The sequence below is a fragment of the Corynebacterium pollutisoli genome, from assembly GCF_900177745.1.
GTDB lineage: Bacteria > Actinomycetota > Actinomycetes > Mycobacteriales > Mycobacteriaceae > Corynebacterium > Corynebacterium pollutisoli.
Genome location: NZ_FXAR01000007.1, coordinates 127,979 through 153,597, shown reverse-complemented (window position 1 = coordinate 153,597; position 25,619 = coordinate 127,979). Strand labels below are relative to the sequence as shown.

Annotated in this window: 24 protein-coding genes and 1 riboswitch; of the genes, 11 read left to right on the top strand and 13 right to left on the bottom strand. The window is 68.8% G+C overall.

What is annotated here, in order from left to right:
- Window positions 1–151 precede the first annotated feature (151 nt).
- Entirely contained in the window at window positions 152–1,846 is a 1,695-nt protein-coding gene (ilvD, locus tag B9Y70_RS10265) for a dihydroxy-acid dehydratase (RefSeq protein WP_085550167.1), read from the bottom strand.
- A gap of 128 nt (window positions 1,847–1,974) precedes the next feature.
- Here ilvD and B9Y70_RS10260 point away from each other — a divergent pair, with 128 nt between their 5' ends.
- Genes B9Y70_RS10260 through B9Y70_RS10255 form a run of 3 tightly spaced genes read left to right on the top strand, consistent with a single transcriptional unit; the run spans window position 1,975 to window position 4,967 of the window.
- On the top strand, window positions 1,975–2,709 hold the full coding sequence (locus B9Y70_RS10260) for an ABC transporter ATP-binding protein (protein ID WP_085550166.1): 735 nt from the start codon (window positions 1,975–1,977) through the stop codon (window positions 2,707–2,709).
- Entirely contained in the window at window positions 2,706–2,879 is a 174-nt protein-coding gene (locus tag B9Y70_RS12810) for a hypothetical protein (RefSeq protein WP_159449809.1), read from the top strand. The genes B9Y70_RS10260 and B9Y70_RS12810 overlap by 4 nt, the downstream gene beginning before the upstream one ends.
- 15 nt (window positions 2,880–2,894) lie before the next feature.
- On the top strand, window positions 2,895–4,967 hold the full coding sequence (locus B9Y70_RS10255; protein WP_085550165.1) for an ABC transporter permease: 2,073 nt from the start codon (window positions 2,895–2,897) through the stop codon (window positions 4,965–4,967).
- Here the strand turns inward: B9Y70_RS10255 and B9Y70_RS10250 are convergent.
- Genes B9Y70_RS10250 through B9Y70_RS10235 form a run of 4 tightly spaced genes read right to left on the bottom strand, consistent with a single transcriptional unit; the run spans window position 4,944 to window position 10,703 of the window.
- Window positions 4,944–6,107 carry a pyridoxal phosphate-dependent aminotransferase gene (locus tag B9Y70_RS10250; protein ID WP_085550164.1) on the bottom strand — a complete coding sequence of 388 codons (1,164 nt, stop codon included), beginning with the start codon at window positions 6,105–6,107 and terminating at the stop codon, window positions 4,944–4,946. The two genes, B9Y70_RS10255 and B9Y70_RS10250, sit on opposite strands and share 24 nt — an antisense overlap.
- 26 nt (window positions 6,108–6,133) lie before the next feature.
- Window positions 6,134–6,781: a DUF3239 domain-containing protein gene (locus tag B9Y70_RS10245; RefSeq protein ID WP_085550163.1), complete on the bottom strand. Its 648-nt coding sequence runs from the start codon at window positions 6,779–6,781 to the stop codon at window positions 6,134–6,136.
- Between the two features lie 10 nt (window positions 6,782–6,791).
- Complete coding sequence (locus B9Y70_RS10240; protein WP_085550162.1) at window positions 6,792–8,450, bottom strand: DNA repair helicase XPB; 1,659 nt, start codon at window positions 8,448–8,450, stop codon at window positions 6,792–6,794.
- Between the two features lie 42 nt (window positions 8,451–8,492).
- On the bottom strand, window positions 8,493–10,703 hold the full coding sequence (locus tag B9Y70_RS10235; RefSeq protein ID WP_085550161.1) for a helicase-associated domain-containing protein: 2,211 nt from the start codon (window positions 10,701–10,703) through the stop codon (window positions 8,493–8,495).
- A gap of 65 nt (window positions 10,704–10,768) precedes the next feature.
- On the opposite strand from B9Y70_RS10235, the gene B9Y70_RS10230 reads away from it, so the two are divergent.
- Entirely contained in the window at window positions 10,769–10,963 is a 195-nt protein-coding gene (locus B9Y70_RS10230) for a hypothetical protein (RefSeq protein WP_085550160.1), read from the top strand.
- Between the two features lie 167 nt (window positions 10,964–11,130).
- Here B9Y70_RS10230 and B9Y70_RS10225 read toward each other — a convergent pair whose 3' ends face one another.
- Window positions 11,131–11,745 carry a resuscitation-promoting factor Rpf1 domain-containing protein gene (locus B9Y70_RS10225; protein ID WP_085550159.1) on the bottom strand — a complete coding sequence of 205 codons (615 nt, stop codon included), beginning with the start codon at window positions 11,743–11,745 and terminating at the stop codon, window positions 11,131–11,133.
- A gap of 9 nt (window positions 11,746–11,754) precedes the next feature.
- A riboswitch (cyclic di-AMP (ydaO/yuaA leader) is annotated at window positions 11,755–11,944 on the bottom strand.
- Window positions 11,945–12,286: 342 nt separating this feature from the next.
- Between B9Y70_RS10225 and B9Y70_RS10220 the strand changes: the two genes are divergently transcribed.
- Window positions 12,287–12,670: a cold-shock protein gene (locus tag B9Y70_RS10220; RefSeq protein ID WP_085550181.1), complete on the top strand. Its 384-nt coding sequence runs from the start codon at window positions 12,287–12,289 to the stop codon at window positions 12,668–12,670.
- Window positions 12,671–12,676: 6 nt separating this feature from the next.
- Here B9Y70_RS10220 and B9Y70_RS10215 read toward each other — a convergent pair whose 3' ends face one another.
- Complete coding sequence (locus tag B9Y70_RS10215; RefSeq protein WP_085550158.1) at window positions 12,677–13,246, bottom strand: DUF2771 domain-containing protein; 570 nt, start codon at window positions 13,244–13,246, stop codon at window positions 12,677–12,679.
- A gap of 11 nt (window positions 13,247–13,257) precedes the next feature.
- Complete coding sequence (locus B9Y70_RS10210) at window positions 13,258–14,067, bottom strand: glutaminyl-peptide cyclotransferase (RefSeq protein ID WP_240309231.1); 810 nt, start codon at window positions 14,065–14,067, stop codon at window positions 13,258–13,260.
- A 19-nt stretch (window positions 14,068–14,086) separates the two neighbouring features.
- Here B9Y70_RS10210 and B9Y70_RS10205 point away from each other — a divergent pair, with 19 nt between their 5' ends.
- Window positions 14,087–14,791, top strand: coding sequence for a DUF3027 domain-containing protein (locus tag B9Y70_RS10205; RefSeq protein ID WP_085550180.1), 705 nt, complete (start codon window positions 14,087–14,089; stop codon window positions 14,789–14,791).
- Here the strand turns inward: B9Y70_RS10205 and B9Y70_RS10200 are convergent.
- Complete coding sequence (locus B9Y70_RS10200; RefSeq protein ID WP_159449808.1) at window positions 14,788–15,495, bottom strand: aminotransferase class IV; 708 nt, start codon at window positions 15,493–15,495, stop codon at window positions 14,788–14,790. The genes B9Y70_RS10205 and B9Y70_RS10200 overlap by 4 nt on opposite strands.
- Window positions 15,496–15,620: 125 nt before the next feature.
- On the opposite strand from B9Y70_RS10200, the gene B9Y70_RS10195 reads away from it, so the two are divergent.
- The gene (locus B9Y70_RS10195; RefSeq protein WP_085550155.1) at window positions 15,621–17,102 is read left to right on the top strand and encodes an NCS2 family permease; all 1,482 of its coding nucleotides are present in this window, start codon (window positions 15,621–15,623) and stop codon (window positions 17,100–17,102) included.
- 77 nt (window positions 17,103–17,179) lie between these two features.
- Complete coding sequence (locus B9Y70_RS10190; RefSeq protein ID WP_085550179.1) at window positions 17,180–17,974, top strand: TrmH family RNA methyltransferase; 795 nt, start codon at window positions 17,180–17,182, stop codon at window positions 17,972–17,974.
- Window positions 17,975–17,977: 3 nt separating this feature from the next.
- Here B9Y70_RS10190 and B9Y70_RS10185 read toward each other — a convergent pair whose 3' ends face one another.
- From B9Y70_RS10185 to serC, 3 genes are all read right to left on the bottom strand, one after another.
- The gene (locus tag B9Y70_RS10185) at window positions 17,978–18,814 is read right to left on the bottom strand and encodes a DUF6928 family protein (RefSeq protein ID WP_085550154.1); all 837 of its coding nucleotides are present in this window, start codon (window positions 18,812–18,814) and stop codon (window positions 17,978–17,980) included.
- Between the two features lie 12 nt (window positions 18,815–18,826).
- Window positions 18,827–19,846, bottom strand: coding sequence for a septation protein SepH (gene sepH, locus B9Y70_RS10180; protein ID WP_085550153.1), 1,020 nt, complete (start codon window positions 19,844–19,846; stop codon window positions 18,827–18,829).
- A 95-nt stretch (window positions 19,847–19,941) separates the two neighbouring features.
- Complete coding sequence (gene serC, locus B9Y70_RS10175) at window positions 19,942–21,072, bottom strand: phosphoserine transaminase (RefSeq protein WP_085550152.1); 1,131 nt, start codon at window positions 21,070–21,072, stop codon at window positions 19,942–19,944.
- A 508-nt stretch (window positions 21,073–21,580) separates the two neighbouring features.
- On the opposite strand from serC, the gene B9Y70_RS10170 reads away from it, so the two are divergent.
- Window positions 21,581–22,873, top strand: coding sequence for a citrate synthase (locus tag B9Y70_RS10170; protein ID WP_085550151.1), 1,293 nt, complete (start codon window positions 21,581–21,583; stop codon window positions 22,871–22,873).
- Window positions 22,874–22,982: 109 nt separating this feature from the next.
- Window positions 22,983–23,342, top strand: a complete 360-nt coding sequence (gene fkpA / locus B9Y70_RS10165; protein WP_085550150.1) for an FKBP-type peptidyl-prolyl cis-trans isomerase FkpA — start codon at window positions 22,983–22,985, stop codon at window positions 23,340–23,342.
- An 85-nt stretch (window positions 23,343–23,427) separates the two neighbouring features.
- On the opposite strand, the gene B9Y70_RS10160 is transcribed toward fkpA, so the two are convergent.
- Window positions 23,428–24,615 carry an NAD(P)-dependent malic enzyme gene (locus B9Y70_RS10160; protein ID WP_085550149.1) on the bottom strand — a complete coding sequence of 396 codons (1,188 nt, stop codon included), beginning with the start codon at window positions 24,613–24,615 and terminating at the stop codon, window positions 23,428–23,430.
- Window positions 24,616–24,682: 67 nt separating this feature from the next.
- Between B9Y70_RS10160 and B9Y70_RS10155 the strand changes: the two genes are divergently transcribed.
- On the top strand, window positions 24,683–25,534 hold the full coding sequence (locus tag B9Y70_RS10155) for an aldo/keto reductase (RefSeq protein ID WP_420838454.1): 852 nt from the start codon (window positions 24,683–24,685) through the stop codon (window positions 25,532–25,534).
- Window positions 25,535–25,619: the final 85 nt, after the last annotated feature.

Here is a 25,619-nt window from a genome sequence, read left to right as displayed (position 1 = left end):
CGGAAGCTAAGCCTGCCCGCGCTGATGGTACTGCACTCGGGAGGGTGTGGGAGAGTAAGTTACCGCCGACACTAAAAACAACAACAACTCAATAAACCGAAGGGAGGGGCTCCGCTACACAGCGAAGCCCCTCCCTTCATCCGCGATTCCACTAGTAACAGACCGCCCCTTCCGCAGCGGAATGCACCAGCTTCGCGTACTTGCCCAGCACGCCGTGCAGACGGGGATTCGCCGGCACCCGCCACGCGGCCCGGCGGCGCTCGAGCTCCGCGGGGGAGATCTCGACATCGATTGTCCGGGCGGGGATGTCCACACGGATAGGGTCGCCGTCCTCGACGAAGGCGATCGGTCCGCCGTCGACCGCCTCGGGGGCCACGTGACCGATGCACAGTCCGGTGGATCCGCCGGAGAAGCGGCCGTCGGTGATGAGAAGGACGTCCTCGCCGATGCCGGCACCCTTGATCGCGCCGGTGATGGCGAGCATCTCCCGCATGCCGGGCCCACCCTTGGGGCCCTCATAGCGGATGACCACGACGTCTCTCTTCTTCAGCTCACCGTTGAGCACGGCGTCCATTGCCGGCTGCTCCCGGTCGAAGACGCGTGCGGTGCCCTCGAACACCTCGGCATCGAAACCGGCGGTCTTCACCACCGCCCCCTCCGGAGCGAGGGATCCGTGGAGGATGCTCAGCCCACCGCTGGCGTGGAGGGGATTGTCGAGCGCGCGCAGGATGTGGCCGTCCGGATCCGGGGGATTGACGTCCGTCAGGTTCTCGGCGACGGTGCGTCCGGTGACGGTGAGGCAGTCACCGTGGAGGAGGCCGGCGTCGAGAAGCGCCCGCATGACCACGGGGATCCCTCCGATGCGGAAGACATCCGCCATGACGTAACGGCCGAAGGGCTTGAGATTGCCCAGGTGGGGGACCTTGTCGGAGACGGCGTTGAAGTCGTCGAGGGTGAGCTCGACGTCGGCCTCTCGCGCGATGGCCAGCAGGTGGAGGACCGCGTTGGTGGACCCGCCCAGTGCCATGACGACGGCGACGGCGTTGAGGAGGGACTCACGGGTGATGATGTCGCGGGCGGTGATGCCGCGTTCGAGGAGCCGCACCACGGCCTCGCCGGACTGTTGTGCGTAGGCCACCCGGTCGCGGTGGACGGCCGGGGGAGCGGCGCTGCCCGGCAGGGACATGCCCATGGCCTCCGCGGCGGAGGCCATGGTGTTGGCGGTGTACATGCCACCGCACGCGCCCTCACCGGGGCAGATGGCGCGTTCGATGACATCGACGTCCTCCTGGCTGAGTGTCCCGGCCCGGCAGGCACCGACGGCCTCGAAGGCGTCGATGAGGGTGACCTCCTGCTCGGAACCGTCGGCGAAGCGGGCCGTGCCGGGCATGGTGGAGCCGTTGTAGAGGAACACGCTCGAGAGGTTGAGGCGGGCGGCGGCCATGAGCATGCCGGGGATCGACTTGTCGCAGCCGGCGAGGAGCACGGAACCGTCGAGACGCTCGGCGGACATGACGGTCTCGACGGAATCGGTGATGACCTCGCGGGAGACGAGGGAGTAGTGCATGCCCTCGTGGCCCATGGAGATGCCGTCGGAGACGGAGATCGTGCCGAACTCGAGCGGATAGCCGCCGGCGGCGTGGACGCCCTGCTTCGCGTGCTCCGCGAGTTTGCGCAGGGTGAGGTTGCAGGGGGTGATCTCGTTCCAGGAGGAGGCGACGCCGATCTGGGGTTTCTCCCAGTCGTCGTCACTCATGCCGACGGCGCGGAGCATGCCGCGGGAGGCGGTGGACTCCAGGCCGTCGGTGACGTCGCGGGAACGGGGCTTGATGTCGGGGTTGTTCATGACACGAGTCTAGTTGCGGGGGCGGATATCAGGGTGTCCACCGATGGTTCTTTCCTCCACCCGAGGAGACAATGAGGGTGACGGCCCCCGCCCGTCACATCCACCCCACAACTGAAGAGGCGATAGCCATGGACCCCCGACCACCCGCCGCCCGCGCCGTTGACCTGCGCAAGACCTACGGATCCGGAGACACCGCCGTCCACGCCCTGGAGGGCATCACCGTGGAGCTGGGGAAGGGGGAGTTCACGGCGGTCATGGGCCCGTCCGGGTCGGGGAAGTCGACGCTCATGCACTGCATGGCGGGTCTCGACGCCCCCACCTCCGGCTCCGCGGTCATCGGCGACACCGACCTGGCGCACCTCAGGGACAGGGAGATCACCGCCCTGCGGCGCGACCGCCTGGGCTTCATCTTCCAGTCCTTCAACCTCGTGACGACGCTCACCGCGGAGGAGAACATCACGCTGCCGGCGAAGACCGCCGGAGGGGGCGTCGATAAGCAGTGGTTCGAGGAAGTGACCGGGCGTTTCGGGATCGCCGACCGCCTGGACCACCGTCCGGCGGAGCTGTCGGGCGGACAGCAGCAGCGGGTGGCGTGCGCACGGGCGATCGTCTCGAGACCGGAGATCATCTTCGGGGATGAGCCGACCGGCAACCTCGACTCGAATGCCTCGCATGAGGTGCTGGCCATCCTACGGTCGGCGGTGGATGAGATGGGGCAGACGGTGGTCATCGTCTCCCACGACCCGACGGCCGCGGCATGGGCGGACCGGGTGCTCTTCCTCGCGGACGGGAAACTGGTCCATGAACTGCGCGACCCGGACGCGGAGGCCATCCTCACCGTGATGACGGGGTTCGAGCGATGACCTCCCTCGGCATCCTGCAGAAGATCTCGCTGCGCAGCCTCGCGGCCCACAGGCTGCGCTTCCTCATGACCATGCTGGCCGTTGTCCTGGGCACCACGTTCGTCGCCGGCGGATTCATCCTCACCGCCTCGTTGTCCAAGGCCTTCGACGACATCACCTCCGGGCAGTAAGAGGGGGCCGACCTCGTGTTCACCTCCTCCCCGGATCACCCGCTCACGCTCGACATGGCGGAGGAGATCGCGGCGCGGCCGGACGTGGAGAAAGTGGAGACCACCGACATGCTCCCCGTCGTCCTGCTCGGGCCCGACGGGGACACCTACCAGTCCGGCGGTGCCGGCACCTGGCTGCTGCCCTCCGTCCCACCGGAGGACTTGATCACCGTGACGTTCACGGTCTCCGAGGGGCGGGTCCCAGAGGGCCCGGGGGAGGCCGTCATCAACAGTGGCGCCGCCGAGCGCGGGGAACTGCAGGTGGGGGACACCGTCACCGTCATCGACTCGGTGGGGCGCACCGACTACTTGCTCGTGGGCATCACGGAGGCGGGCATCGCCAGCGGCGGCTGGGCCGGCGTGCAGGTGAGCGAGGAGGTGTTCCGCGCGGACTACGCCCCCACGGGGACGACGGGACGAATCCTGCTGCGGGGCGACGTCACCCTCGACACCCTGCGGGAGGCCTACCCGGATGCCGATCTCCGCACCGCCGGACAGGCCGCCGAGGAGGACTCGGAGGAGATCCGGCAGATGCTCTCCTTCTTTACCTACATCCTCCTGGCTTTCGGGCCCGTCGCCCTGCTGGTGGGCACGTTCATCATCTCCAACACGTTCTCCATGCTCGTCGGCCACCGCACCCGCGAGTTCGCCCTGCTGCGCGCGCTCGGCATGTCGCGCCCGCAGCTCACCGGCTCCGTCCTTGTGGAGGCGGCGCTCATCGGCGGCCTGCTTCTCGTCGCGGGCTTGACGACGTCGCTCGCCGCCGCCGTCGTCGGCGACTGGTCGACGTCCACCCGGACGGTGTATCTCGGCATCGGCACCGTGCTGCTCATCCTCGGAGTCCTGCTGCTGCTCGCCGGGGTGGCCCGCCACGTGTTCGCGTGGCGCTCCCGGTCGGGTGCGGTGGTGCCGCTGCTCGCCCGCACCAACCTCTCCCGCAACCCGCGGCGCACCGCCGCCACCGCCTTCGCGCTCACCCTCGGCGTGGCGCTGGTGTGCGCGGTCGGCATCCTCGGCGCGTCGATCAAGTTCTCCGTCTTCGGCGCCATCGAGGAGGAGATGACCGCCGACGCCGTCGTCAGCGCGGGAGTGGTGAGCAACCAGTCCATCCCGGAGCAGACCGTCGACACCATCGAGGGGATGGACGGGGTGGAGGGCATCGTCACCGTCACGTGGGTGCCGCTGTCCGTCGACGGCAAGGCCGGCTCCCGTGACGAGGCCGGGGGAGTGACCGCCGTACTCGACACCGACTCCCGGATGGCCCTCACCCTGGAGGTCCTCGGCGGCGGCTTCGACGACATCGCCGAGCGGCCGGGCGTGGGCCTGAGCCGGGACACCGCCCGCGAGCTCGACGTGGGTGTGGGGGATCTCGTGGAGGTGACCTCGTCCGTCACCGAGAGCACCGTCGAGGTGCCGGTGCGTGTCATCTGGGAGAACTCCTCCGCCTACACGCCGCTGGCCGTCAGCCGGGCGACCGTGGCCGAGCTCCTCCCGGACCCGGCGACCTGGTTCACCCAGACGTTATTCGTCACCTTCGCGGACGACGCGGATGCCGGGGCCGTGTACGAGCGGGTCTCCGCCGAGGCCGCGAGCTACGGCGTGCTGCAGGCCATGACGCCCACCGAGTACCAGGTCTCCGCGGCCGCGCAGATCGACCAGCTGCTCGCCGTCGTCTACGCGCTGCTGGCGCTGAGCGTGGTCATCGCGGTGCTGGGCATCATCAACACTCTCAGTTTGTCCATCATGGAGCGCACCCATGAGTACGGAATGCTCCGGGCCGTCGGCATGCAGCAGGGTCAGATCCGCCGGATGATCACCCTCGAATCCGTCCTCATCGCCGTCCTCGGGGCCGGGGCCGGCGTGGCCTCCGGCGTGTGGCTCGGCTGGTGTCTGGTGAGGACCCAGGACGGGCAGGGCATCGAGCGCTGGGCCATCCCCTGGGAACAGCTGGCCGTGGTACCCGTCGCCGCAGTCCTCGTCGGCGTCATCGCGGCGCTGTGGCCGGCCCGCCGGGCGGCCCGGACCTCACCCCTGACGGCTGTCGAGTAACCGCAGACGCTCCACCCCACGGTGGAGCGTCCCGTGCTGTTTGCCGAACGCGAAACGCACCTTCGACCGCCACGGGCCCGGATCGTCGCAGAACACCTGCACCGGGATGGCGGCCACCCCGATCCGCTCGGGCAGGTCGAGGCAGAACTGGAGGCCGTCACCGGACTCACCGATGTCGGCGACGACGAAATACGTGCCGGACGTGTCGTGCACCTGCAGCCCCGCCTCCCGCAGCCCGGCGACGAGGATGTCGCGGCCGGTGGCCAGCTCCGCGACCATGCCGCGCAGCCACTCCTGCTCGTGGTTGAGCGCATGCGCCACGGCCGGTTGGAAGGGCGTGGCACCGACGTAGGACATGAACTGTTTGGCGGTGACGACGGCGTCGAGAAGCGGGGCCGGGGCGAGCGCCCACCCGGTCTTCCAGCCGGTGACGTTCCACGACTTCGCCGCGGAGGACACGGTGACGGTGCGCTCCCACATGCCCGGCAGGGAGGCGACCGCGGTGTGGGTGGCGTCGAAGATGAGGTTCTCGTAGACCTCGTCGGAGAGCACGAGCAGGTCGTGCTCGACGCAGACCGCGGCCAGCTCGGTGAGGACGTCACGACCGAACACGGAACCGGTGGGGTTGTGCGGCGAGTTGATGATGAGCATCGCCGTGTCGGACGTGATCGCCGCGCGCACGGCGTCGACATCGACGGTCCAGGTGGCACCATCGGCGGCCAACGGGACGGCGACGCGACGGGCGCCGGCCAGGGCGATGGCCGCGGCGTAGGCGTCGTAGTAGGGCTCGAGGACGATGACCTCCGAACCCGGCTCCACCAGGCCGAGGACCGTCGCGGAGATCGCCTCGGTGGCGCCGACGGTGATGAGCACCTCGGTGTCCGGGTCGTAACCGATCCCGTGGTCGCGCGAGCGCTGGGCGGCGACGGCCTCCCGCAGCACGGGCAGGCCGCGGCCGGGGCCGTACTGGTTGTTGCCGGAACGGATCTCCTCGCACGCGATCTCGAGCATGCGGGGCGGGCCGTCGGAATCCGGGAAGCCCTGGCCGAGGTTGACGGCGTCGAACTCGGTGGCGCGGGCGGTCATGGTGGCGAAGACGGTCTCACTGAACTCGCGGAGACGACGGACGGAACGGCTCATGGGGTGACCTCTCTGGTGGCGACGCGCTACAGGACCAGCAGGTTGAACCTGGTGGCCTTGACCTCGTCGAGGCGCTTGCGGGCCTTGTCCAGGCGCGACCACTGATCCTCGGGGATGGCCTTGCGGGCGGCGGTGACGATCTCCTGGTCCGGGGTGCCCCACGCGATCGGCATGGGGGAGATCTCGTCCCAGTGCTCCTGGTCGCCGACGCTGCGGCGACCCTGCACGGCGGCCACCGGGATGCGGGTACCCAGCTTGGGGTCCTTGATGCCCTCGATTCGGGTGACGGTGCGCAGGGCGGCACCCCAGCGCGGCGAGGCCTGCGGATTCACGTTGGTGTTAACCAGCGCCATGATGACGTAGTCGCGCTCGTTGACCTCGGCGATGACGGCCGGGGCCAGCGGGTAGGTGTCGTAGAGTTCCTGTGCGCCGCCGACCTTGCGCGGCACGACGACCGCGAGGAAGAAACACAGCAGGGCGAAGGTGCCGGCGATGATGCCGCCGATGAGCCCGGTGGCGGAGTCCGTGCCGAGGAACGCGAAGAGCAGCGCCGCGACGATCGCGAGGATGATGCCGAACACGATCGCGGAGACCTGCAGCCGCCGCGTGTCCTTGAGCATCTCGTTGTTCTTCTTCGCGAACGGCTCGTCCACCTGGAACCTGAATACCTTCATGCGTGTCAGCCTAATCGAGCTGGTCGAGGTCGTCGGCATCGACGATCCGGTAGGCGTAGCCCTGCTCGGCGAGGAAGCGCTGGCGGTGCGCCGCGTACTCGGAGTCGAGGGTGTCGCGGGAGACGATGGAGTAGAAGTGGGCCTCGCCGCCGTCGGCCTTGGGGCGCAGCAGCCGCCCGAGGCGCTGGGCCTCCTCCTGGCGGGAGCCGAAGGTGCCGGACACCTGGATCGCGACGGCCGCCTCCGGCAGGTCGATGGAGAAGTTCGCCACCTTGCTCACCACGAGCACGGAGATCTCCCCGGAGCGGAACTGGTCGAACAGTTCCTCGCGCCGCTTGTTCGAGGTCCGGCCCTCGATGACGGGGGCGTCGAAACGCGCGGAGAGCTCCTCGAGCTGGTCGAGGTAGGCGCCGATGATGAGCGTCGGCTGCTCGCGGTGGCGTTCCAGGAGCTTCTCGACGACGCGCATCTTCCCGGAGGCGCTCGCCGCCAGACGGTAGCGGTCGGCGGTCTCCGCGGTGGCGTAGACCATGCGCTCCGATTCACTCATGGTGGTGCGGACCTCGACGCACTCCGCGGAGGCGATGAAGCCCATGGCCTCGATATCCTTCCAGGGGGCGTCGTAACGCTTCGGGCCGATGAGGGAGAAGACGTCGCCCTCGCGGCCGTCCTCGCGGACGAGGGTGGCGGTGAGCCCGAGGCGGCGTCGGGACTGCAGGTCGGAGGTCATGCGGAAGACGGGGGCGGGGAGGAGATGGACCTCGTCGTAGATGATCAGCCCCCAGTCGCGGGAGTCGAAGAGCTCGAGTGCCCGGTACTCGCCCTGCGTCTTCCGGGTGACCACCTGGTAGGTGGCGATGGTGACCGGGCGGATCTCCTTGCGCTCGCCGGAGTACTCGCCGATCTCGTCCTCGGTCAGCGTGGTGCGGCGCAGGAGTTCGCTGCGCCACTGCCGCCCGGCGACGGTGTTCGTCACGAGGATGAGCGTGGTGGCCTGGGCACGTGCCATCGACGCCGCGCCGACCATCGTCTTACCCGCTCCACAGGGCAGGACGACGACGCCCGACCCACCCTCCCAGAAGGAGTCGGCGGCGTAGCGCTGGTAGTCGCGCAGCTCCCAGTCCTCGTTCTCCGTGGACAGGGCGATGGGGTGGGACTCGCCGTCGACGTAGCCCGCCAGATCCTCCGCCGGCCAGCCCACCTTGAGCAGCTCCTGCTTGAGGCGGCCGCGCTCCGAGGGGTGGACGGGGATGTTCTCCGCGTCGACGGGTTCACCGAGCATCGGCCTGATCTTCTTGTGCCGCTGCAGCTCCGCGAGGATTGCCGGCTCCGCGGACTCGAGGATGAGCCCGTGGGCGGGGTGCTTGTGCAGGCGCACGCGCCCGTAGCGGGACATCGTCTCGGCGACGTCGATGAGCAGGGGCTGGGGAACCGGGAACCGGGAGTAGCGCTCGAGGACGTCGACGACCTGCTCCGCGTCGTGCCCCGCGGCGCGGGCGTTCCACAGGGCCAGCGGGGTGATGCGGTAGGTGTGGACGTGTTCCGGGGCGCGCTCCAGCTCCGCGAAGGGGGCGAGGGCGGCCCGGGCCTCGTCGGCCAGGGCGTGATCGATCTCCAGGAGCACCGTCTTGTCCGACTGCACGATCAGGGGTCCGTCACCGAAAGCCATGCGGACCAGTATGGCAGGTCAGCGGGTGAGCAGTGCCGCCGCCTACCCCAGCAGCACCTCGGTGATCCGGTGGAGGGTGAAGCGCTGCACCTGGCCGGACACCTCGTCGAGGGCGTCGACCTGCCCACCGGTCACCGTCAGCGGCGTCACCGTCTTGTGGACGGCCCGCCCGTGCTTGTCGACGAACCCCAGCGTCACCGATCGCCCACCCCGTGCCGCCGCCTGCAGGATGGCCAGTGTGGTGCGGGTGTCCTCCGGGGTGACGGTCTCCCCGGCGTCGTGGCGGCGGATGGCGGCCACCGCGGCCTGGATCCGCGACTCCTCCAGCTGCTGCGGGCGGCGGGTCGGGATGTCCCGGGCGGGCAGACGCGCCGGGGACGGGCGGATGTCGAGGGCGGCTCCGGTCGAATCCTCCGCGACGGGCTGGAACCCGGCCGCGCGCAGCTCCTCGATGACCCGGACCAGCGGGGCCTGCGCGACGGCGACCGTCGGGGCGATGAGCCGGAGGGCGACGTTCTCCGCGGCCGGGGTGCGCACGGCCTCGGCGAGCAGCGAGGGGTCGTTGCAGCGCAGGTAGCTCATCGCCGGCCCGCCGCGCAGCGTGCCGTGGCGGCGGGCGACGTCGTCGATGAGATAGAGGATGGACTGCGGGACGTCCCCGAGCGTGTGATCGGCGAGCCAGTTCTTCAGCTGCTCCGCCGTGCGCCCGGTGTCCAGGGCTCGGCGGACGGAGGAGTCGGTGACACGGTAGACGCTGGCCAGTCCGGCGGATTCGATCTCCCCCAGCAGGTCGAGCTCCGTCTGCAGGGCCCGCGGGAGGGGGCCGGGGGCGAGGATCGTCATGTCGCCCTGCGGGATGAGACGCTCGACGGTGCCCGGGGTGACCTCGGCGGCGACGGCGAGGGGGTCGACGGTGGCGTCGAGAAGCGCGCGCAGCAGCGAGGTGGCGGTGCCGCCGGCGAGCAGCCCGATCCAGCGGGCCTCCCCGATGATGGCGGTGACGGTCTCGTCGGGCAGGAGCGTGGCGGCGATGGGATGGGAGAAGAAGAAGTCGTCGCGCAGCTCCTCGTCGGCGACGTCGGTCCCCGCGGGCGGGAGGGCGTACTGGCTGATGACCATGCGGCGCTGCTCGACCAGCGGGGGGCGGTGCATGGCGTCGGCCAGCAGCCGGATCGGGGCCTTCCTTTCGTCCGGGGTGCCCACCAGCCACGGGGCCCACGGGGACTCCAGCCAGCCGACGGCCATGGTCAGCCAGCGCGTCGCCAGGTCGGCCTCCAGCCACTCGTCGGCGGCGACGGTGGGGGCGAGGACGTCCTCGTCGGCGACGTCACCGCGGGCGAGGAGACCCGCAGCCAGCCCGAGGGAGACGAGGCGGTGGACCTCCACCTCGGTGATACCGAGGGCGCGGGCCAGGGTGGTGACGGCCCGCACACCCACCCCGCCCTCCTTGAGCAAGGGAGCCGGCTCCGGTCCCAGATGTTCGATGAGGTGCCGCAGATGGCGGGCCACCTCCAGCCCGGCGGCCGCCCCGACCTGGTCGGCGCGGGTGCGCGCGCGGTCGTCGGCAAGCATCTCCCCACGGACCCGGGGCGAGGGGGTGAGTGGACGACGCACGAAGTCCCGCCCGCGCAACGCGGCCCGGACGCGGCGGGGAAGGCGCACCGTGCCGGCGTCGACGCGGACGAGCAGACCGGCGTTGATGAGCTCCGGGATCGGATGCGTCGGATCCGCGTCCGGGGCGGCGTGCTTCGTCCGGCCGACGCCGCCGGAGTGGAGGAGCGTGTCGAGGATCGCGCGCTGCTTCTCCGTCAACCCCTCGATCGGCAGGGACGGGGTGGCGGGGGCGTCGTCGAGCAGCTGCCAGTCGGTGGGCAGTGACGCCATCGCCTCGCCCGCTACCCGCAGGGCGGAATCCGTGCCGTAGAGGAGCGCGAGGCCGACGAGATGATCGATCGCCTCCCCGACGACAGGCGCGTCCGCGGGCACCGCCGCGATGATGTCCTCCCGCGACACCGCCTCCAGCTCCCCGCCCAGGTTCGCCGCCGCCTCGAGCGTGGCCAGCTGCAGGGCGGTGAGGGTGCGCACGGCCCGTCCCACCGAGGCCCGCAACTGCAGACGAGCCGCCAGGGGGGTGATGCCCGGGGGTAGCGGCAGGGCGACATCCGGGCGGGAGCGCAGGAGATTCGCCAGCTCGAGGTCATCCCGCTCGCTCAACCAGGTGCGGAAATCGGGGCTTTCGGGGGTGGCAGACATGGTGTGGCCGATTTTAGTTGCAGTTCAAGTTACTTTTCCGTCAGAGGTTTGCAACAATATGGGGCATGTCTAACGTTGAGAAGAGCGGCTACGTCGATCCGGGCTGGCCCAAGCACATCCCGCGCAACGACGGCCACGTCGTGACCGAAATTACCTCCACCCTGGCTGGCGCTTCCAGCCCCTACGGCGACGACCTGGTTCTGCCGGTGCCGGCAGAGGAACTCGGCTACGTCCACCCGTACACCCGTATCAACAAGTAGGGTGTCGGACTCCTAACGAAGCGCACGGATCCCCCGGGCGCCACACCGTTGTGTGTGGTGTCCGGGGGATCCGTGCTTGGGCCCTGTGTCCGCTGTCCTCCCGCATCCGGGGTCGGAATCGCGGACGCCCCACCGGTGGGCCGGTGGGGCGTGGAGGACTCGGTGTCCTAGAGGCCGACGATGGAGTCGATGGTGCCGCGGTTGGCGGCGTAGAAGGCATCGAAGTTGTCGCGGTTGGCTGCGTAGGCGGCCTCGATGCCGGCCGGCATCGGCAGGCCGAAGGAGGACAGGGTGCCACGCAGGTGGTTGTACAGGGCGTCGACGGCGAGGGCGTCGGAGGACTCTGCGGCCTGCTCCTCAGCCTGGCGGACAACCTGCTTGACCTGGGCCGGAGCCTGGGCTGCGACGGTGCGCGGGGTCGGGGCGGAGTTGAGGCCCAGACGTGCGGAGCAGGCGGGCCATGCGCCCCAGCCCTGGCCGGCGAGGGTCTTCTCGGCGACGGCGATCTGCTGCTCACGGGTGGCCTGGTAGGCGTACGGAGCGTACTGGGTGCCACCGTAGGCGGCCCAGGTGGACGGGGAGAACTGCAGGCCACCGTGGTAGCCGTTGCCGGTGTTGATGGACCAGTTGCCGCCGGACTCGCACTGTGCGAGGCGGTCCCAGTCGGAGTCCGGGGCTGCGGCGGCGGCCGGGGCCAGGAGGGCGGCGGCGGTGCCGAAGGCGGCGGTGGTGGCGGCGAACTTGGCGGTCACGGAGACGGTCTTGCGGGAGTGGCGTGCCATGGTGGTGTGTTCCTCTCATGTTGTCGCCTGCGAGGTGAGCTGTCGGGTTCGGGCGGAGGATCACTGTGGTGCTGGTGCCCGGCCTCTGTGTGAGGCTTCACCCCGAGGAAAGCAGCTGGTGCTGCCTACCGGTGCGGACCTGGTGGGCCCGCGGTGGTTTCCCCGCCCCTGTCCACATGGATGTTCACGTTTGGGATGCACGGTGGTGCGCGGTGATCCGCCTCCCGGACAGGGTTCGGCGTGGGTGGCGGTGTCATCAACTGCGCTGTGCCTGCCGCATACGATAACGGTTTATAACGTTTCAGTCACGCGCAACTCTCGGAATGGTGGAGAAAAGGTGAGAACGGCTGAGATTCAGGGAAGAAATTGCAGGTCAAAAAGGTAGCTCAGCCTAATATGATTCACGTCACACACGCGGGGTCGGTAACGGCACCGCCCCGGAAAGTGAAATATCAGGCCGGACCGTGGCGGGGGTATACTCATTCGTTCACGATCAACTAGATCAACACCATCAACACCAAGGAAGGGAATGGTGAACACTGTGCCGATCGGCAAGGTGAAGTGGTACGACGCCGAGAAGGGCTTCGGTTTCGTCTCCAACCCGGGAGACGAGGATGTGTACGTGGGCAAGCAGGTGCTGCCCGCGGGCGTTGACGAGCTCGTCGCTGGCCAGCGCATCGAGTTCGACTTCGCCGCCGGCCGCCGTGGCCCGCAGGCGCTGCGCGTCAATGTGCTCGACACCCCGCGCCGCCGTCCCGTCAACCGCCGCAAGCCAGAGGAACTGGGCTCCATGATCCAGGACCTCATCACCGTCCTGGAGTCGCAGGTGCAGCCGGGGCTCGCCGCCGGCCGCTACCCGGACCGGCCGGTGGGCCGCCAGGTCGCGGAGATCCTCCGCGCCGTGGCCAAGGAACTCGACGCTTAACGGCGTCTACGGGGACTCGGGGGAGTCCGGCTCGGTGAGGGTGTCACCCTCCTCCATGGTGCTCAGCGACCACACGGTGGCGTAGGGGGTCTCCTCGTCGTTGGCGTCGAGGCCGATCATGGCGGAGGAGATCTCCACGACCATGAGGCGGGGGCGGGGATCACCCTCGTTGACGGGGTCGACCGAGCCGGCGATCTCCACGGAGGTCGTGTCGTAGGCCCCGTGGAACTGCTGGTCGTTGGCCGCCGGATCGTCGTAGATCATGAGCAGCTGCCAGTCGTGGTCGTGGATGTCCTCCGGGATGTCGAGGACGAGGGTGTCGTCCGGGCCGACCGGCAGGTTGGGGACATCGCCCTCCGGGCACTCCAGCCCCGGTTCGCACACGATGTAGGGGGAGACCTCGATCTGCGCGTCGCCGTTGGTGGCGGTGACCGTCACGTCGTGGGGCTGCGGGCCCGGACGGTTGTTCCACCAGTTCTGGGCGAGCACCGCCGCCACGACGATGATGACGACAGCGACCAGGAGAGTGAGGAACTGCAGCAGCGCCTTCTGACGCGCCTTCTTCGGGGTGGCCATGGCAGTCAATCCTACCCAGCGGGCACGAACTCGACCTCGTAGAGGTCGGGCCAGCGTTTGCCGGTGACGAGGAAGCGGTCCGTGTCGGGCACGTGGGCGATCCCGTTGAGCACGTGGTTGGGGTCGGGGCGGGCGTTGTTCGGCAGGCCCGCGCCGTCGATGACGGCGGTGACGGTGCCTGCGGTGTCGCCGGGGCGGGCGTCGATACGCACGATGTCGGTGCTGAGGAACACGTTGGCGTAGACGTCGTCGCCGACGCACTCCAGCTCGTTGAGGCCGTTCTGCGCCGTGCCCTCGAGCGTGACGTCGAAACGACCCAGCTCGGCGAAGGTGTCCGGGTCGAGGCGGCGCAGTTGCGCCGACCCGTCCGACATGATGAGCTCCGTGCCCGTCGAGCAGATGCCCCAGCCCTCGCCGGGGTAGGAGGCGCGGTCGATCTCCGCGAGTGTGGCGGCGTCCCGCTTCACCGCGATGTTCTCCTGCCAGGTCAGCTGCCAGATGTGGTCGTCGTGGCGCGTGACGCCCTCGCCGAACCAGGTCGGGTCGAGGTCGACCGAGGCCAGTTCCTCACCCTCCAGCGTGGCGCGGTAGAGACGGGACTCGCCCTCCCACCCGGTGCCGACGAGCAGCGTGCCCGCCTCCTCCCTCTCGAGGCCCTGGGTGAAGCTGGTGTCGTCGAAGGGATACGTGGCGACGACCTCCGGCACCAGCCGCTCCACCCCCGGGGCGCCCTCCACCCCTGGGGCGCACGAACTGGCACCCGCCGCGGAGGCGAGCGAGAACACGGTGACGGCGACGCGCAGCGCTGGTGAGAGACCCATGACCCCCATTGTGCCGCACATGGCCCATAATGAGGGCGTGTCCCCCAATCATCGTCGCCGCAAGAATCCGCTTCTCGACGCCCATGCCGTCGACCTCGCCCGCACCGCCCTGGAGGAACTCGGGGACGGGCCCGTCGGAGACCACATCGGTGTGCAGGGGCTGACGCGGAACGTCGCGACGCACCGCTTCGCCGCCGATGTCCCCGGCTACAGCGGCTGGGAGTGGAACGCCGTGCTGGCGTGCGCCTCCGGCTCCCGCTACGTCACCGTCAACGAGGTGGCCCTCGTGCCCGCCCCGACCGGCGAGGCTCTCCGGGCCCCCGAGTGGGTGCCGTGGTCCGATCGCATCCGCCCCGGTGACCTCGGCCCCGGCGACCTCATGCCCCCGGAGCCGGGCGACGAGCGCCTCACCGAGACCGGGGACGGCCGCACGATCCTCTCCCGCCGCGGGCTCGACGACGCGAAGCAGCGCTGGCGCACCGGGGACTTCGGGCCGACGAGCGAGTTCGCGGAGAAGGCCACCCTCAACTGCCGGACCTGTGCCTTCTTCGTCGAGGTGGGGGACACCCTGGGCGAGAACTTCGGGGCCTGCGTCAACGAGTACTCCGCCGACGGGCACATCGTCCACGCCACCTACGGCTGCGGTGCCCACTCGGACACCCCGCCGGACACCCTCCTCGAGGACGGGCCCGACGCCTTCGACGACGAGTCGCCGATCTTCTAGACCTTCCCGGCCCGCTGCCACATGAGCTCGTTGATCTCGCGGTGGGTGGGTGCCCCCATCCGGGGTCGGTTGCCGTCCCGCGGGGGCAGGACGGAGCCGTACTCGAGCCAGCCGGTGATCTTGCGGACGCCCTCCACGGAACTGAGCAGCCACGTCTCGTTGCCGCGCAGCTGCGGCATGGTGAACCCCTCGGGGTGTTCAACAACACTCACGCCCGCCTCTGTGAGTAGTTCGAGTGCCGCGTTGAGGGTGATGGACTCCGCCGCCCGCGGGTGCGCCGAAATGTTCGCGGTGCCGTCCCGGAGGAAGAGCAGGGCGGAGAAGATGCCGGAGATGACCATCCCGCGATCGTCGATGAGCAGGCCGGCGTCGGAGCCGGAGTGGCGCAGCATGTGGAGCTGACGCATCTGCCAGCCGAAGTCCGGCCCCTTGCGGGTGGGGCGTCGCCGCTGGTCAGGGATACCTTCGGCGTCGACCGTGACCTCCTCGCGCGGCATGATCGCCGGGTGCAGCTCGACCGTGATCGTCGTCCGCCCGACCTGGATGTGGGGACGGTAGACACCCGTCGGAGCCTCCCGGAGCTTGGCCAGGACCTCGTCGACGGCGTGGGGATGGTGGGACGCCTCCGCGCGGAGCCGATCGAGGTGGGCGTCCAGATTCGCGACATGGCCGTCGCGCATCATGAAGGTCGAGGTGTACAACACGGGGCAACTCCTTGGCTCAGGTGCGCCCATGAATCTACCTAAGTTTTGTGGAAACGAGGGTGAGGTGAGAAATTAACGACGTAGCAACAACTTCATTCACCGTTGAACCTGAACAGGGGAACCACATGAGCACACCCGTGCAGCCGTCCGTGGAGCCTGTGGAGCAGCAGGATCGGGGCACCCTCGACCGCTTCTTCCACATCAGTGCACGAGGATCGAGCGTCGGCACCGAGATCCGGGCCGGCGTCGTCACCTTCTTCGCGATGGCCTACATCATCATCCTCAACCCGCTGATCATCGGCACCACGGCCGACGTCAACGGCACCGTGCTCGGTGTTCCCCAGGTGGCCGCCGTCACCGCCCTCGCCGCCGGCGTCATGACCATCGCCTTCGGTTTCATCGCCCGGTACCCCTTCGGCATCGCCGCCGGCCTGGGCCTCAACACCCTCGTCGCCGTGACCATGGTCGTCGGCGAGGGCCTGACCTGGCCGGAGGCCATGGGCCTGGTGGTCCTCGACGGCATCATCATCGTGCTGCTCGCCGTCTCCGGTTTCCGCTCCGCCGTCTTCCGCGCCATCCCGGCGTCCATGAAGGCCGCCATGGGTGTCGGAATCGGCATGTTCATCGCCATGATCGGACTTGTCGACGCCGGCTTTGTCCGTCGCGTCCCCGACGCCGCGGGCACCACCGTCCCCGTCGGCCTCGGCATCGACGGCTCCATCAGCTCCTGGCCGACCCTCACCTTCGTGCTCGGCCTCATCATCTGTGGCTTCCTGGTCATCCGCAAGGTCCGCGGCGGCCTGTTCCTGGGCATCCTGGCCACCACCATCCTGGCCATGATCATCGAGTCCACCGTCAAGGCCGGCCCCTCCTTCGTCGATGGTGAGCCCAACCCGACCGGCTGGTCCCTGGCCGTGCCGGTCCTGCCGGAGGGCTTCGGTGGCCTGCCGGACCTCTCCCTCGTCGGTGCCGTGGACATCTTCGGTGCGTTCACCCGCGTCGGCGTCCTCGCCGCCTCGCTGCTCGTGTTCACCCTGGTCCTGGCCAACTTCTTCGACGCCATGGGCACCATGACCGCCCTGGGCAAGCAGGGCAACCTCGTCGACGAGAACGGCGTTCTCCCGGACATGAAGAAGGCCCTGGTCGTCGAGGGCTTCGGCGCCATCGTCGGTGGCGCGACCTCCTCGTCCTCCGCCACCGTCTACGCCGACTCCTCGGCCGGTGTCGCCGACGGCGCGCGCACCGGCCTGGCGAACATCGTCACCGGTGTCCTGTTCCTGCTGGCCATGTTCCTCACCCCGCTGTACGAGGTCGTCCCGATCGAGGCCGCGGCCCCGGTCCTCGTCATCGTCGGTGCCCTCATGATCGCCCAGATCGTCGACATCGAGTGGACCCAGTTCCACATCGCCCTGCCGGCGTTCCTCACCATCGTGGTCATGCCGTTCACCTACTCCATCGCCAACGGCATCGGCGTCGGCTTCATCGCCTTCTCCCTCATGGCCGTCGCCGCCGGCAAGGCGAAGGAGGTCCACTGGATCATGTGGCTCGTCTCCGCCCTGTTCGTCGTGTACTTCGCCATGGACCCGCTCCTCGAGGTCATTGGCTAAGCACCCGATGCGCACACCCTCCGGAGTCGACTCCGGAGGGTTTTTCCCTGCCCGGTGCGGGCAGTAGCGTGGACCGCATGACCCGCGTGCTTATCGACGACCCCGCCGACCCCCGCCTCGACGACGTCCGTGACCTCAACCGTTCCGACGCCGCCGACCGCCGCCTCGTCATCGCCGAGGGGCCGCTCGTCGTGGGCCGCCTGCTGGAGTCGCGTTTCCCGGTGCGCTCCATCGTGGGGTTCGGCCCGAAGCTCGACGCACTCGACGCCCCGGCGGACATCCCGCGGTACGAGGTGACCCGCGAGACTCTGGCCGCGGTCGCCGGTTTCGACATGCACCGCGGGCTGCTGGCCGTCGCCGACCGCGCCCCGGAGCTGAGCGTCGAGGAGATCCTCGCCACCGCCCGCACCATCGTCGTGCTCGAGGGCGTGGGCGACCACGAGAACATCGGCTCGATGTTCCGCAACGCCGCCGGCATGGGCGTCGACGCCATCCTCTTCGGCAACGGCTGCGGGGACCCCCTCTACCGCCGCGTGGTGCGCGTGTCCATGGGTCACGTCCTCCGCCTGCCCTACGCGCACCTCGACGGCACGTACACGACGTGGCAGCGCTCCCTCGCCCAGCTTGCCGACGCCGGGTTCCACCTCGTCTCCCTCACCCCCGACCCGGAGGCCACGCACCTGGCCGACGCCCTGGCGGGTAAGGAGAAGGTGGCCCTGCTCGTCGGTGCCGAGGGGCCGGGGCTCACCGAGCACGCCATGCGTGCCACCGACGTCCGCGCGCGGATCCCCATGGCCCCGGGCACGGATTCCCTCAACCTCGCCACCGCCGCGGCGATCGCCTTCTACGAGCGGGAACGCTCCCTGCGCTGACCGCTAGTTCTGACGGTCGGAGTGCCGGATCTTCTCCTGCACCCAGCGTCGCGCCGCCCCCAGTCGGCGGGCCGCCCCCGACCCCGTCCGCTTCGCCACCGCCACCGTCCGGTCCGCCCAGTGGGTCGGCTCCGGGGCGTTGTCCGTGTCGTCCTCGTAGTCGTCGTACCCGCTGGAGAGGGCGACAGGCTCGCGTCGGGAAGCAGCCTCCCGGGCGCGCCGCGGACCGTCCACCGACCGCGGTGCCGGGCGGCCGTCGACGGCGTAGGCCACGACATGGATGTCGGGGCCGTCGGGGGAGACGTCCACCCCCAGCCACGCGCGCTGCGCCTCCGCCACCAGCTCCACCGGCTCGAACGGCAGCGAGATGCCGCCGATCGACTCCGCCCGCTCACCGGCCCAGAACGGGGCCTCGAAGGGGGCGGGCAGGCCGACATCTTCGTAGGTGCGGGACCGCTCTGCGCACAGGGAACGCTTGAGCACCCCGCCGCGCCAGTGCGCGAAACCGCCGTACCCTGTCTCCGGGTTCACGGCGAAAGCGTAGACCTCCGCCGCGGGCACCGAGTCCAGCAGCCGCGGGTTGAGTTCCGAGAGGGCGGGGGAGTCGCTGAGCACCGTCTGCACGACCGTCACCCCCGGGAACCCCGCGACGTAGTACTCACCCGCCGACGCCTGCGCCGATCGGTTGAGCGGGAACTCACCGATCGGCGTGATCGGCCACGCCGGATTGAGCTGGGCCAGGTACTTCCGGCCGAACCCGCGGTCCGCCTTCGGCTCCGACTCGATGATCCGCGCCGGGTCGGCGGCCGTGACAAACCACAGGGTGACGACACTCTCCACGACGCGGACCCCCTAGTTCCGCGGACGCTTCGTGTTGGTCCGGACCCCGAGCAGCACGTCCTCCCAGTGCGGGGTGACCGCTTTACGACGCCGCCGGGTCGGCGCCTTCTCCTCCGGCTCCGGATGCTGCAGGAACTCCTCGCCCTCGATCTCGTCCGGGACGGCCTCGATCTCGGCGGTGTCGGCCGGATCGGCGTCGCGGTCGTCGAAGCTCTCGTCCCCGTTGTCGGGACCGGGGCGGGTGTCGGCGTAGCGGGAACCGCGGCCCACCGAGGTGAGCGTGCGCACCGGCTGCACGAAGTCCGGGTCCGTGAGATCCGCGGCGACAGCATTACGGGCCTCCGACGTGGACTGCGAGGTGATGTGGCCGTGGATCGCCCACTCGGCCTCATTCTCCGACAGGCCGGCGGTCCAGGAGACACGCACCACCCAGGTGCCGTCCGCCTCCCGGAAGGCGTCCCACTGCGTCTCGGTCACCGAGTGCCCGCGCGCGGCGAAGGCCGCGGCCAACACCTCCCACAGGGTGAGCTTGGCGGGTCCGTCCTCGCGCACCGGATGCGACTGCTTCGCCAGCTCCGCCATCCGCTCCCGCTCCAGCAGCACCGGGTGGGCGAAAGGCTCCACGCGGGAGGGGGCGACCCCCATCTCCTCCGCCAGCTCATCGACGGACGCGCCGGCGCGGATCCGGCCCTGGATCTCCCGTGGGCGCATGGTCAGCGGGGCGGTGAGCAGGGGATCAGGGGCGGGCAGCACGCGCTCGCGCTCCGGCTCGGGGGCGGGCTGGTCGGTGGTGTCGGTGGTCTCGGTGGCGTCGGGGGTCTCGGTGTCCGTCTCCACCCCGGTCCCGGTCGCAGTCTCCTCCGGTGAGTCCGCAGCTGCGGACTCCATCTCGGGAACCTCGGCCATGAGCAGGGCCCGCGTGGCGGCGAGGTCGAGGGAGGTGACGTCGAGGAAGAACTGCTCGCCGTCGTCGGCACGCAGCACCAGGGAGGTGGCGGACGACTCGTCGGGGACGAGGAACAACTCGCGCATGCGTTCTCCTTCTCTCGTGATGAATACCACCCTAACGCAGACATGCGCCGGACCGTGTGAGGTCCGACGCATGTTGAGCAGCGTGTGAGGTGCCGTTACTTGGCGGCGACACCCGAGTCGAGGACGTGGTCGATCGCCTTGGTGAGGGTCACGATGTCCTGGGAGTCGATCGCCGGGAACATGCCGATGCGCAGCTGGTTACGGCCCAGCTTGCGGTAGGGCTCGACGTCCAGGATGCCGTTGGCGCGCAGCACCTTGGCCAGGACGGCGGCGTCGACGGAGTCGTCGAAGTCGATGGTGCCGACGACGAGGGAACGCTTCGCCTCGTCGGTGACGTACGGGGTGGTCTCCGCACGGTTCTGGGCCCAGGAGTACAGGGCGTCTGAGGAGGCGGTGGTGCGCTTGACCATGCCGTCCAGGCCACCGTTGTCGTTCATCCACTTGACCTGGTTGTCCAGCATGAGCATGGTGCCCACGGCCGGGGTGTTGTAGGTCTGGTTCTTCAGGGAGTTCTCGACGGCGGTCTGCAGGTCGAGGAACGCCGGGATGAAGCGGCCGGAGTTCTTGATCTTGGCGATGCGCTCCATGGCGGCCGGGGACATGGCGGCGAACCACAGGCCACCGTCGGAGGCGAAGCACTTCTGCGGGGAGAAGTAGTAGACGTCGGTGTCGGCGATGTCGACCGGCAGGCCGCCGGCGCCGGAGGTGGCGTCGATGACGATGAGGGAGCCGTCGGAGCCCTCCGGGCGGACGATCGGCACCATGGCGCCGGTGGAGGTCTCGTTGTGGGCCCAACCGATGACGTCGCAACCCTCCATGGCCTGCGGCTCCGGGGCGTCGCCGGCCGGGGCCTCGACGATGGTGGGCTCGTCCAGCCACGGTGCCTGCTTGGAGGCCTTCGCGAACTTGGAGGAGAACTCGCCGTAGGACAGGTGGCCGGACTTCTTCTCGATGAGGCCGAAGGTCGCGGCATCCCAGAAGGCGGTGGCACCACCGAGGGACAGGATGATCTCGTAGCCCTCCGGCAGGGAGAACAGGTCGGCCAGGCCCTCACGGACGGAGCCGACGAGGTTCTTCACGGCCGGCTGACGGTGGGAGGTACCGATGATGTCACGGCCGCCGTCGACGATGGCCTGGAGCTGCTCCGGGCGGACCTTGGACGGGCCGCAGCCGAAACGACCGTCAGCGGGGATGAGATCTGCGGGGAGGGTGGGGAACTCGGTCATGTGGATGACGTCCCTTTCGTGGTCTGTGAAGTGCTGTCCAAACGTGATCCACCTTAGTATCTCCCCATCAGCGCGGTAATCGGAACCCGCCCGTTGTCACGGTCACCGTCAACGGGGGTAGTTTATGGGGTGAGCAGGTGGGCATATCCTCGCAAATTCCCCGGGGGTGACCTGCTTTTCCCAAATATGTTGCCTCCATCACATGATTTGCTAAACTGTGCCCTGGTCCACCAAATCGTGCGCAGTCTGGTCCCACAGGGAGCAGCGCAAACGCCTCGTGGTGGCAGCACAACTGCACACGATCGGCTCCCGCCGGGAGCCCCTCGCCATCGCAGTGGGGGGATTCCAGAGGGAGAACCGTCCACATCATCGTGACGGCGTCACCTAAGCTGAAACATGACTCACCGTCATGTCGGAATTACGGTGGGCGTCACACTCATCGAAGTTCCTCACGACGGCTGACCCCAACCCCGGGGCAAGGTCGACAACGAAGTCTGAAAGGTTCACAGTGGCTACTGACAACACGGAAAAGGCCGTACTCAACTACCCCGGCGGCGAGTTCGAGATGGACATCATCAAGGCCACCGAGGGCAACGACGGTGTCGTCCTCGGCAAGATGCTGGCCGACACCGGCCTGGTGACCTACGACCCGGGCTACGTCTCCACCGGTTCCTGCGAGTCCGCGATCACCTACATCGACGGTGACAACGGCATCCTGCGCCACCGCGGCTACGACATCGCTGACCTGGCCGAGAACGCCACCTTCAACGAGGTCTCCTACCTCCTCATCAACGGTGAGCTGCCGACCGTCGAGGAGCTGCACAAGTTCTCCGACGAGATCCGTCACCACACCCTGCTGGACGAGGACTTCAAGTCCCAGTTCAACGTCTTCCCGCGTGACGCTCACCCGATGTCCGTCCTGGCCTCCTCCGTCAACATCCTCTCCACCTACTACCAGGATCAGCTGGACCCGCTGAACGAGGAGCACCAGCACAAGGCCACCGTCCGCCTCATGGCGAAGGTCCCGATGCTGGCCGCGTACGCGTACCGCGCCTCCAAGGGTGCCCCGTACATGTACCCGGACAACTCCCTCAACGCGCGTGAGAACTTCCTGCGCATGATGTTCGGCTACCCGACCGAGCCGTACGAGATCGACGAGGTCATGGTCAAGGCCCTGGACAAGCTCCTCATCCTGCACGCCGACCACGAGCAGAACTGCTCCACCTCCACCGTCCGCATGATCGGCTCCGCACAGGCGAACATGTTCGTCTCCGTCGCCGGCGGCATCAACGCCCTGTCCGGCCCGCTGCACGGTGGCGCCAACCAGGCCGTCCTCGAGATGCTCGAGGAGATCGACGCCAACGGTGGCGACGCAACCGACTTCATGAACCGCGTGAAGAACAAGGAGAAGGGTGTCCGCCTCATGGGCTTCGGACACCGCGTCTACCGCAACTACGATCCGCGTGCCGCCATCGTCAAGGAGACCGCACACGAGATCCTCGAGCACCTCGGTGGCGACCACCTGCTCGACCTGGCCATGAAGCTCGAGGAGATCGCACTCAACGACGAGTACTTCATCTCCCGCAAGCTGTACCCGAACGTCGACTTCTACACCGGCCTCATCTACCGCGCCATGGGCTTCCCGACGGACTTCTTCACCGTCCTGTTCGCCATCGGCCGCCTGCCGGGCTGGATCGCCCACTACCGCGAGCAGCTCGCCACCACCACCAAGATCAACCGCCCGCGTCAGATCTACACCGGCAACACCCTGCGCACCGTCACCCCGCGTGAGGAGCGCTAGGACCCTCGGTTAGTCGGGGCGGCATGAAACCGGGCACAACTCCACCTCCTTATACTGGTGGGTGTTGTGCCCGGTTTTTCTTGAACCAATCACTTAAAGGAGTAACCCCATGACCAAGCCCCAGATCGAAGCCCAGACCGGCCCCGCCCCCGAGGAGCTCGTCGCCGTCGACCTCGTTGTCGGTGAGGGCGAGGAGGCTCAGCCGGGTGGCCTCGTCGAGGTCCACTACGTCGGCGTCGACTTCGAGTCGGGCCAGGAGTTCGACTCCTCCTGGGACCGCGGCCAGTCCATCGAGTTCCCCCTCAACGGTCTCATCGCCGGCTGGCAGGAGGGTATCCCCGGTATGAAGGTCGGCGGGCGTCGCCAGCTGACCATCCCGCCGGAGCTGGCCTACGGCCCGGCCGGTGGCGGACACCCGCTGTCCGGCCGCACCCTGGTCTTCGTCATCGACCTGCTCAGCGTCGGATAGGCGAGCCACCCTCAGAAAAGGAACACTCCGCGGGAGGGTCCGGGATCATGAATCCCGGCCCCTCCCGCGGAGTGTGTGCGTTCGGTCAGTTCTGCGTGTCCCTCCACGCCGCCGCAACGGCCTTGCTCACCGCGGGGGCGACCGAGGGGTCGAGGGGGGAGGGGACGATGTGCTCGATGTCGAGGTGCTCCTCGGCGACCTTAGCGATCGCCCGGGACGCGGCCAACTTCATCTCCGGGGTGATGCCCGTGGCTCCCGCGGCCAGTGCACCGTGGAAGATACCCGGGAAGGCGAGGACGTTGTTGATCTGGTTCGGCAGGTCCGAACGGCCCGTCGCGACGACCGCGCCGTAGCGGTAGGCCAGGTCGGGGTCGATCTCCGGGTTGGGGTTGGCCAGGGAGAACAGGATCGGCTTCTCGGCCATCACCTGCAGGGCCTCCTCCGGGATGGATCCGGCGGACAGGCCGATGAAGCAGTCGGCGTCGGTGAAGGCGTCGACGACACCGCCGGTGACGCCCCGCGGGTTGGTGCGCGCCGCCAGTTCCTGCTTGACCGGGTTGAGGTTGTCGCGCTCGGAGTGGATGACGCCGCGGGAGTCGAGCATGACGATGTCGGTGACGCCGGCGTCGTCGAGAATGCGGGCGCAGGCGACACCGGCGGCGCCGGCACCGGAGATGACGACCTTGAGGGCCGCCATGTCGCGCCCGAGGAGGCGGCAGGCGTTGGCCAGGGCGGCGAGGATGACGACGGCCGTGCCGTGCTGGTCGTCGTGCATGACCGGCATGTCGAGGTCCTCGATGAGGCGGCGCTCGACCTCGAAGCAGCGGGGGGCGGAGATGTCCTCCAGGTTGATGGCGCCGAAGGAGGGGGCGATGGCCTTGATGACGTCGACCAGGCGGTCCGTGTCGGTCTCGTCGAGGACGATCGGGATGGCGTTGAGGCCGGCGAAGCGGTCGAAGAGCTGCGCCTTGCCCTCCATGACCGGGAGGGACGCGCGGGGGCCGATGTCCCCGAGTCCGAGGACGGCGGTGCCGTCGGAGATGATCGCCACGGTGTGGCCGACGCCCGTGAAACGGTTGGCCAGCTCGGGCTTCTCGGCGATGGCGGTGCACACGCGGGCCACGCCGGGGGTGTAGCAGAGGGAGAGGTCGCGCTGCGTCTTCAGCGGGCGGGCGGTGCGCACGGAGAGCTTTCCGCTCTCGTGGGCGGCGAAGATCTCATCGTCGGACAGTTCCGCGATGTGATGGACGTGGGGGTTACGGACGTCAGTCATGCCTGTGAGTCTATTGCCTGGACAGCGAGTATCTGAGGTGTACCACCCGAAGGTGTTTAGGGGCACAATGGTATCCATGACTCCCGCCCCGACCCTCACCCTCAACGACGGCACCGAGATCCCCCAGATCGGTCTCGGCACCTGGCAGCTGACGGGGGAGGAGGGCTACCGCGTCATCCGCGAGGCCCTCTCCCTCGGCTACCGCCACCTCGACACCGCCTCAGCGTACGGCAACGAGGAGATCGTCGGCCGGGCGGTCCGTGATGCGGTCGCGGCGGGGGAGGTGACGCGCGGGGAGTTGTTCATCACGACGAAGGCGTGGCAGGACGAGCAGGGGGCGGAGGCGACACCGGATGCTTTTCGACGTTCCCTCGACCGCCTCGGTCTCGACTACGTCGATCTCTACCTCGTGCACTGGCCGCATGAGCGGCAGGGGAGGTATGTGGAGGCGTTCGAGGCGATCGCGCGTCTGCAGGGGCTGGGCCTGGTGCAGTCGGTGGGGGTGGCGAACTTCTACGAGTCCGTGCTGCGGGAGGTCGCGGGTGAGGTCGGGGTGGTGCCGGCGACGAACCAGGTGGAACTGCATCCGGGTTTCTCGCAGGCGGCGCTGCGGGAGGTGCACGCGGAGCTCGGCGTGACGACGGTCGCGTGGTCGCCCCTCGGCCGCGGTGAGGTGCTCGCGCACCGGGAGCTCGACCGTGTCGCCCGTGAGGTGGGGGCGACCCCGGCGCAGGTGGCCCTGCGGTGGGCGATGTCGCTGGGATGTGTCGTGATCCCCAAGTCCGCGCGGTCGGTACGGCTGTCCCAGAACCTGGCGGCGGCGGGGGTGCGGCTCACCCGGGAGCAGATCCTCGCAATCTCTGCACTGGACGATGCGGAGGGCTCGGGTAGGATCTTCGAGGACCCGCGTCGTTTTTGAGAGCAATACGTGACGGTGCCGTGACAAACGGTCCTGACCTGGGGTTATGTCGGTTTAAGTGAATAATGTGAAGCCTTGCTGGTGA

Excerpts from the sequence above, each read along its gene's own strand:
- ilvD (WP_085550167.1), bottom strand. The coding sequence starts at position 1,846 with ATGAACAACCCCGACATCAAGCCCCGTTCCCGCGACGTCACCGACGGC.
- B9Y70_RS10260 (WP_085550166.1), top strand. The coding sequence starts at position 1,975 with ATGGACCCCCGACCACCCGCCGCCCGCGCCGTTGACCTGCGCAAGACC.
- B9Y70_RS12810 (WP_159449809.1), top strand. The coding sequence starts at position 2,706 with ATGACCTCCCTCGGCATCCTGCAGAAGATCTCGCTGCGCAGCCTCGCG.
- B9Y70_RS10250 (WP_085550164.1), bottom strand. The coding sequence starts at position 6,107 with ATGAGCCGTTCCGTCCGTCGTCTCCGCGAGTTCAGTGAGACCGTCTTC.
- B9Y70_RS10245 (WP_085550163.1), bottom strand. The coding sequence starts at position 6,781 with ATGAAGGTATTCAGGTTCCAGGTGGACGAGCCGTTCGCGAAGAAGAAC.
- B9Y70_RS10240 (WP_085550162.1), bottom strand. The coding sequence starts at position 8,450 with ATGGCTTTCGGTGACGGACCCCTGATCGTGCAGTCGGACAAGACGGTG.
- B9Y70_RS10235 (WP_085550161.1), bottom strand. The coding sequence starts at position 10,703 with ATGTCTGCCACCCCCGAAAGCCCCGATTTCCGCACCTGGTTGAGCGAG.
- B9Y70_RS10230 (WP_085550160.1), top strand. The coding sequence starts at position 10,769 with ATGTCTAACGTTGAGAAGAGCGGCTACGTCGATCCGGGCTGGCCCAAG.
- B9Y70_RS10225 (WP_085550159.1), bottom strand. The coding sequence starts at position 11,745 with ATGGCACGCCACTCCCGCAAGACCGTCTCCGTGACCGCCAAGTTCGCC.
- B9Y70_RS10215 (WP_085550158.1), bottom strand. The coding sequence starts at position 13,246 with ATGGCCACCCCGAAGAAGGCGCGTCAGAAGGCGCTGCTGCAGTTCCTC.
- B9Y70_RS10210 (WP_240309231.1), bottom strand. The coding sequence starts at position 14,067 with ATGGGTCTCTCACCAGCGCTGCGCGTCGCCGTCACCGTGTTCTCGCTC.
- B9Y70_RS10205 (WP_085550180.1), top strand. The coding sequence starts at position 14,087 with ATGGCCCATAATGAGGGCGTGTCCCCCAATCATCGTCGCCGCAAGAAT.
- B9Y70_RS10195 (WP_085550155.1), top strand. The coding sequence starts at position 15,621 with ATGAGCACACCCGTGCAGCCGTCCGTGGAGCCTGTGGAGCAGCAGGAT.
- B9Y70_RS10190 (WP_085550179.1), top strand. The coding sequence starts at position 17,180 with ATGACCCGCGTGCTTATCGACGACCCCGCCGACCCCCGCCTCGACGAC.
- sepH (WP_085550153.1), bottom strand. The coding sequence starts at position 19,846 with ATGCGCGAGTTGTTCCTCGTCCCCGACGAGTCGTCCGCCACCTCCCTG.
- serC (WP_085550152.1), bottom strand. The coding sequence starts at position 21,072 with ATGACCGAGTTCCCCACCCTCCCCGCAGATCTCATCCCCGCTGACGGT.
- fkpA (WP_085550150.1), top strand. The coding sequence starts at position 22,983 with ATGACCAAGCCCCAGATCGAAGCCCAGACCGGCCCCGCCCCCGAGGAG.
- B9Y70_RS10160 (WP_085550149.1), bottom strand. The coding sequence starts at position 24,615 with ATGACTGACGTCCGTAACCCCCACGTCCATCACATCGCGGAACTGTCC.
- B9Y70_RS10155 (WP_420838454.1), top strand. The coding sequence starts at position 24,683 with ATGGTATCCATGACTCCCGCCCCGACCCTCACCCTCAACGACGGCACC.